Source organism: Gammaproteobacteria bacterium (assembly GCA_016765075.1).
Lineage (GTDB): Bacteria > Pseudomonadota > Gammaproteobacteria.
In genome coordinates, this window is record JAESQP010000085.1 from 1 (window position 1) to 6,698 (window position 6,698).

Sequence of the window (6,698 nt, forward strand, 5' to 3'; positions counted from 1 at the left end):
ATTTCAAGTCGAAGTACTGCCAAACAGACCCCAAAAGCCACACCCTTGTCAAGCAATGACTTTATCCTTTAATAGCGCTCTTGTCACTTACAAATCCAATGGTAGACCCTGTTATTCTTAATCATAAATTAAAGACCTGACCCTGTTATTACTGACCCTGTTATTATTCTCTGTTATTTTCCTGTTATTATTTTAGTATTCCTTTAGTGACCCTGTTATTCCCTTTAGCACGTCCGCTGGAGCATTTTGTTATGTAGTTTTTAATCAATCTAAATTAGGTTGTACCAGTAGGAGCAGACCAAGCGTTAGACGTAAAAGCATCATCGAGAGGTGTATTGATAATATGATTAGTGTAGGTAGACATGACTTTGAGTGCTGTACCCACGATAACTTCAAGAGCAGTTTTCCTGGAATAACCAGCAGAAAACAGCGCATCAAGATCATTTTGATCTATCCAGCCACGAGTTTTGTTAATACGTTCGGAGAACTGACGTAATGCTTCAAGCTTTGGATCAGCTATCGCTGTATTAGTACGCAAAGCTTCAATCACATCATCAGCAATTTTTGCACCTAGTGCGATAGTTGTATGTGCCGCCATACAATATTCACAACCATTTAAACGATTGTTCGTCATCATAATAATTTGTCGCTCAGTTTCCGACAGATCCGTTTTATTGAATATTCCTGCTAAAGATAAGTAGCCTTCTAATAACGCAGGGGCTTCAGCTTGACCAGCATATAGATTGGGCAAAAAACCATAAGACTGCAAGGCACCAGCCAAAAGGGGCTTACTATTTTTTGGTGCAGACTCTTGATCGTGAAAAATAAATTCAGTCATTGTGTTATCTCCGATAGTATTAGGAAGCTTATCAGTTTGTTTAAACTGACTGGTATACACTATAGCTTGTTTGTACCGATCGGTCAAAACTATATCCTTTCTCTCTTTTTGATTGGTTTACATATTTAACGCTTGATTTTTAACTTACCGACTTTGATGCAATATAGGTACGTTGCTCACTGTTATTTATGATTAGAAGCAAAAACAATGAACAATATTAAGTTCATGTGATTAACTTTAGGTTTTGAAAGGAAAGAAGCTTATGCCATGGAAAAAATCATTTGACGAACAAAAAGCCATAGAGAATGCGATGCTAGTTTTTTGGGAAAAAGGCTATGAAGCAACATCAATTTCAAATTTGACAGAGAACATAGGAATTAATCGTGGTAGTCTCTACAATGCCTTTGGTGGAAAACGCCAGCTCTTTATTCAGTCATTGCAGAAATATGATTTAGAAATACGGAAGGCAACCCTTGCCGAGTTAGAAAGCCTTGATAATCCAACCTTAGCTTTTAAATCGCTGTTCGACTTATTAGTTCAGCAGGCACATGACGACACTCAAAAGAAAGGGTGTTTTCTTGTTAATACTGCCCTTGAATTTAAGTATCATGACAGCCATATCCAATCCATCGTAACCCAAGGCTTCATGGAATTTGAGGTTTTTTTTCGTCGTGGCATTGAAGTTTCTCAAACTCGTAGAGAAATGCCATCTAAACTCGATTCACACGGGACAGCTAAAGCGCTACTTTCTCTTGTGATAGCTATTCGCGTATTAGGTCGCGGTGTCTATGATGAATCAGCTCTAAGAGCTATTGCTGACCAAGCGAGACTCTTGACTACATAACGTCGTTGTTAGCTGATTTAACTCAAACAAAAATTCAAGCCTCCGATTTATATTGTGCCTTTAATGGCCGAACTTGACTCTTCTCATACCTTTTTTTACCCGTTTTTTCCGTCATAGGCCAAATAAAAGAATACCAAGGAACAGGCATTGCCCACATTTTCCCATAGCACTTTGGTTTCCCAGCTTTCTTATTCGCCGGGTCAAGGTGAACATCCGAAACAATAATACCTTCCTCATCACCAAGCTCAGCCAATACAGTTCCATCAGCATCTGATATGACTGAAAGCCCCGGAAAACTGCTTTTAAGGTGAGGAAGCATCCCCGGTAAATCAGTATCCAAAAGGCCAACTCTATTCGCTATGACATTAGGAACACCCAGCACATTGCTGTACAAACCCCTCCACTGTATAAGCATGTTTTCAAAACGCTTAACATCACCTGGCAATATTGCTTTTGGCCTGCCCGCAGCAGATGGCGAAAGTACAATATCTACCGATAAATTTGATAATTCACAAATACGTTCATGCAACAAATTTTCATAGCAAATACTAACGCCGATTCGTCCCAGCTCTGTTTCAATCACATGCGGATCATCGCCACCCTTATAAAAATTTGCCTCAATTGAAGCTGGCGGGGATTTTCTCACCCTACCGGCAATATCCCCCTTCGGCGTAGCAAGAACAAAGGAATTATAAAAGTCCTCGCCCTCCGCTTCCAAAAAGGTAAACCCAAGGTAAATTTTATGCTTTTCGGCAATCGCCTTTAACCATGCTACCGATTTTCCGTCTATTGTTTCAGCGCAATCCCAGATTGCCTCAGTAGCCATATATCCACTGGGCATCAATTCTGGAAGGAGTACTAATTCAGCCCCTTTCTCTACGGCCTCCTCTACCATGCTTTGAGCGTGTTCAAGATTTTCCTTAACCTTACCCTCTTCACACACCATTTGTATTGCGGCAACTCTTAGTTTTCTAACCCTTGATTTAGACATGCTTCACTCCCTCAATAAATATGTCGATTGTTTGGTTTAATCTCTCTTCGAGCAGAAAAACTTCTGGATCAGAGAACCAAAACAGACAAGTGGATGTAAACAGAAACAGAAGATGACCAGCCATAACAGTCACAGGAATATCACCCCGAATGTCCCCTAATTCTTGCCCCTGTTTTAATAATTTTTCTAAAAATTCTTCAAACCCGCTTCTTGCCTGCCCATTTGACGGTGCGTTCCCAATCTCTTTAAATTGATAACTGAATTGAATGCGCGCAAATTCAGGCTCACTTTTAAACGTGGCAGCGGCGGAAAGGAAAACAGCAGAAAGCCGCCCTTTGGTATCTGGAACAGAAGCAAGTAGCTGGGGAATAAGATCGTCTTTTTGTTTAACGCTAACTTTCCAGTAACCCGCGATAATCGCCTCTTTGACTGGAAAATATTTATACAGCGTTGCCTTCGCAATATCCGCCTTTGAAGCTATTTGCTCCATTGCCGTGCAATCAAACCCTTGCTCTCTGAAAAGCTGCATAGCCTCTTCAATAATACGGAGCCGAGTTTCTTCTTTTTTCCGCTCTCTTCTATTCATCAATTCCTCAACCAATAATCTATACGCCGTTTAATTTCATACGTCGTATAGTATTTTTAGTTGGTACTGATGTCAATCATTGTTCTGGATGAAAAGAAATACTGGGAAATTGGTGTGAAACAAAAATTTGAGGATAAACCTTGGGGGCTGATTTTCAGCTAACGACCCAGCTCACGGGATTTTGCGAAGCGCAGCGTAGTAAAATTCCGGTGCAGCGCCTTGTTAGAGCCTTTACATCGGACTCTTGAATTCTGTATGGGCATTCATGTGCCTCGGTTGTTCTTGTTTAGGGCTGTAAACTATCGCGTCTTTTTCCTTAATTACCTTTGAGCCAAGAATATCTCTGGCCTCACCTAATGACCATACGGTGGATAAATCGTTTGTTAGGTTCCTGTAAACTGCATTGAAACCCCTCGGTTGTTTCAAGTTATAGAAAAACTCTGGTATTTTTATCTTGAAGTTATAGCTAGGTAGCTCTGGTAAGCTATTCAAGGCAGCGCATGTATTGTAAACCTGCACGAGGTTTGTTACTGGAGCCCCTTGACGTGTTTCAATGCCGTACTTAACACGCATGTCTTTTGAGGCTTTACTTAAATCATTCATGATTTTTGTTACTGATTTATTGGCATCACCAATATCAGACTCATCAAATAACCTCCTTACTTCTCTTAGTTGCTCTCTCGCTTCGGTAAACTCTGCTTCTTCTCTAATTCGGTAGGCCATATTTATAATTTCAGATGGATCACCAGTTTCTTTAGCTAGCCATGCGGAAAACATAGGTATGTTTAAAGCTGTAGCAGTAGCTAAACCAGCATTATGAATATTAACTAAATCTTCATTGAGTGAAGCTGAAAAATGCTCGACTATATTTTTAGGGTAATCAAAACCGTAATTGCAAGTTTGGCTAATATAGTTTTGTTGATATGCTTGGCGTATTGGATATAGAAAGGTATCTGCTTGCAGATATCTAGAAGTTTGAGAATAAAATATTGTCCTATTTGCAAGCCAGACCAATGAAGCAACAAATGATTTTATTGCAGCAGATGCTTCACCACTAGACTCACCTGACCGATTGCCCCATTTTGCAGCTGGAACTGTATAGCCTTTTTCTATAGGTTGACCATATCTATCTACTAATTCTACATTTCCAGATGTGCGATTCCCAGTTTCAGTTGCATCACTCAACTCTGAAAATATTGCGGCAGCAATATTGCCGTACTTTTTAAATTCATCGTTATCATCAGATAAACTTTTTAGAGTTAAATGATAAACACTTGAGCTTATATCCCACGTACAAGTCATGTGTGTTTGAAGCAACTCTAGTAGGTTTTTGAAATCTTCATTTACAAATTGGCCGCCTTGTATTTTTGGCTGTAATTCGCGCGCCTTTACTGCTGCTTGTTCTTCAATTTCATTTAGATTGAATTCTTCAGTATTTAAGAATGTAATGTTTGGGAATGCTGCAATTCTTTCGTCTCTGTACTTCGGTATATAGTCATCTACTGCAATAGTTCTGTCATAAAACAGGATAGCTTGTACGAGGTTCTCAAGCGCCACAATATCTGTATCAACAGAATCATCCGATTTCGTTTGAACTTGACCAGATATTCGTTGAACAGCTGTCAGAGTTGAATTGTCGATTAACGCATATGTCAAAATTTATTCTCGTTTTGGGCTCTAACAGTTTGTTATACGGAATGCCCATATGTAGACACTTTGTCTAAATGTAGGTATTTTTTCCTATATATAGACTCTTTTCTGGCATTTAATCCTTCCCGCTTGGCCAATGTATTATAAAAAGGTAGAGCGCAAATATTCCTAGCAACCAAGTCAATAATGGCGCTTCGCCAATCATATAGGGTTCGAAGCCGTCGAGGCCGTAGATGACGGCGGCGGCAATAAGAGCGGCGCTGGCGCTGATGGCGATGAAGGTGCGTTGTTGGCCGCGCTGTATGTCACGTTTTAGTTGCTGCATTTCGATGGCTTGTTGTTTGGCGTATTGCGCTTGGTGTTTGCTGCTTTCTAATGCGGTTTGTAAAGTGCGTGGTAAGTCGGGCAGGTTTTCAATCCACCATGGGGCATTTTTCTTGAGTGAGTTAACGAAGGCGCGTGGACCGATTTGCTCGCTCATCCAACGTTCTAAAAAGGGTTTGGCGGTTTTCCAGAGATCGAGTTCGTCATAGAGTTCGCGACCTAAGCCTTCGATGTTTAACAGGGTTTTTTGTAGCAGCACCAATTGTGGTTGTACTTCCATATCAAAACGGCGCGCGGTTTGAAATAGACTGATGAGTAAGCGACCGAAGGAAATATCTTTAATCGGTTTTTCAAAAATGGGTTCGCAGACAGTGCGAATAGCGGCCTCAAATTCTTCGACAGGGGTGTCGGCAGGCACCCATTCGGATTCAATATGCAGTTCGGCAACGCGCCTATAGTCACGATTAAAAAAGGCTAAAAAATTTGACGCCAAATAGTGTTTATCTCTGTTAGATAGCGTGCCCATAATGCCAAAGTCGATAGCCATATAGCGACCATCGGGACGGACAAAGACATTGCCAGGATGCATGTCGGCATGAAAAAAGCTATCGCGAAATACCTGGGTGAAAAAGATTTCAACACCTTGTTCTGACAGATGTTTAAAATCAACACCAGCGTCTTTGAGGCCTTGAATGTCACTGATTTGAATGCCGTAGATACGTTCCATGGTCATAACATTGCGGCGCGTATAGTCCCAATAGACTTCGGGAACGTAGAGCAGTTCGGTATCAATGAAATTACGTCTTAGTTGTGTCGCGTTGGCCGCTTCATGGCTAAGATTAAGTTCATTCATGATGGTCTTTTCGTAATGTTCGACGACTTCGACAGGGCGTAATCGTCTACCATCTTGCCAATATTTTTGGGCGAGGTGTGCCACGGTATAAAGTAACTCAACGTCACGTTTGATGCGTTTTTTAATATCAGGTCGTACTACTTTAACAATAACGTCGCTACCGTCTTTGAGGTGCGCGGCATGAACCTGGGCGATAGAAGCAGAGGCTAAGGGTGTTTCATCAAAGTCTTGATAAATATCATTAATCGCGGCGCCCAATTCTTTTTCAATGATAGTGCGGGCAATATCACCTGCGAATGGCGGCACTTGATCTTGTAGTTTGGCCAGTTCTTCAGCGATGTCGGGTGCAAGCAAATCACGGCGTGTCGAGACAATTTGACCAAATTTGACGAAGACAGGGCCAAGTTCTTCCAGCACCAGGCGAATGCGTTCACCGCGCATGCCTTTGTCGCGTTTCAGCCAATACCAGGGTGACAGGTAGATTAAAAAGCGTATGGGACGAAATAAATGCGTAGCAAGAATGATTTCATCCAGCCCATGCTTCATTAAGACATAATTGATGTGGATAAGACGAAAAAGTTGACTGGCTTTAATCATTGTTTTTGTGAGTTC

6 protein-coding genes are annotated in these 6,698 nt (G+C 41.2%); 1 reads left to right on the forward strand and 5 read right to left on the reverse strand.

The window, feature by feature from the left end; translation table 11 throughout:
- Window positions 1-274: 274 nt before the first annotated feature.
- Window positions 275-838, reverse strand: a complete 564-nt coding sequence (locus JKY90_04935; protein MBL4851610.1) for a carboxymuconolactone decarboxylase family protein — start codon at window positions 836-838, stop codon at window positions 275-277.
- Between the two features lie 262 nt (window positions 839-1,100).
- Between JKY90_04935 and JKY90_04940 the strand changes: the two genes are divergently transcribed.
- On the forward strand, window positions 1,101-1,682 hold the full coding sequence (locus JKY90_04940) for a TetR/AcrR family transcriptional regulator (protein MBL4851611.1): 582 nt from the start codon (window positions 1,101-1,103) through the stop codon (window positions 1,680-1,682).
- Window positions 1,683-1,716: 34 nt separating this feature from the next.
- Here the strand turns inward: JKY90_04940 and JKY90_04945 are convergent, their stop codons facing one another.
- The 4 genes from JKY90_04945 to ubiB form a co-directional block, all read right to left on the reverse strand.
- Window positions 1,717-2,673, reverse strand: coding sequence for a carbon-nitrogen hydrolase family protein (locus tag JKY90_04945; protein ID MBL4851612.1), 957 nt, complete (start codon window positions 2,671-2,673; stop codon window positions 1,717-1,719).
- Entirely contained in the window at window positions 2,666-3,274 is a 609-nt protein-coding gene (locus JKY90_04950; GenBank protein MBL4851613.1) for a TetR/AcrR family transcriptional regulator, read from the reverse strand. Before JKY90_04950 ends, JKY90_04945 begins: the two co-directional genes overlap by 8 nt.
- 216 nt (window positions 3,275-3,490) lie before the next feature.
- Window positions 3,491-4,915 (reverse strand): hypothetical protein, encoded by a 1,425-nt coding sequence (locus JKY90_04955; protein ID MBL4851614.1) that lies wholly within the window; start codon window positions 4,913-4,915, stop codon window positions 3,491-3,493.
- Window positions 4,916-5,024: 109 nt separating this feature from the next.
- Complete coding sequence (gene ubiB / locus JKY90_04960) at window positions 5,025-6,683, reverse strand: ubiquinone biosynthesis regulatory protein kinase UbiB (GenBank protein ID MBL4851615.1); 1,659 nt, start codon at window positions 6,681-6,683, stop codon at window positions 5,025-5,027.
- Window positions 6,684-6,698: the final 15 nt, after the last annotated feature.

What these genes read in the sequence shown, in the direction of transcription:
- JKY90_04935 (MBL4851610.1), bottom strand. Translation starts at nt 838, where the DNA reads ATGACTGAATTTATTTTTCACGATCAAGAGTCTGCACCAAAAAATAGT.
- JKY90_04940 (MBL4851611.1), top strand. Translation starts at nt 1,101, where the DNA reads ATGCCATGGAAAAAATCATTTGACGAACAAAAAGCCATAGAGAATGCG.
- JKY90_04945 (MBL4851612.1), bottom strand. Translation starts at nt 2,673, where the DNA reads ATGTCTAAATCAAGGGTTAGAAAACTAAGAGTTGCCGCAATACAAATG.
- ubiB (MBL4851615.1), bottom strand. Translation starts at nt 6,683, where the DNA reads ATGATTAAAGCCAGTCAACTTTTTCGTCTTATCCACATCAATTATGTC.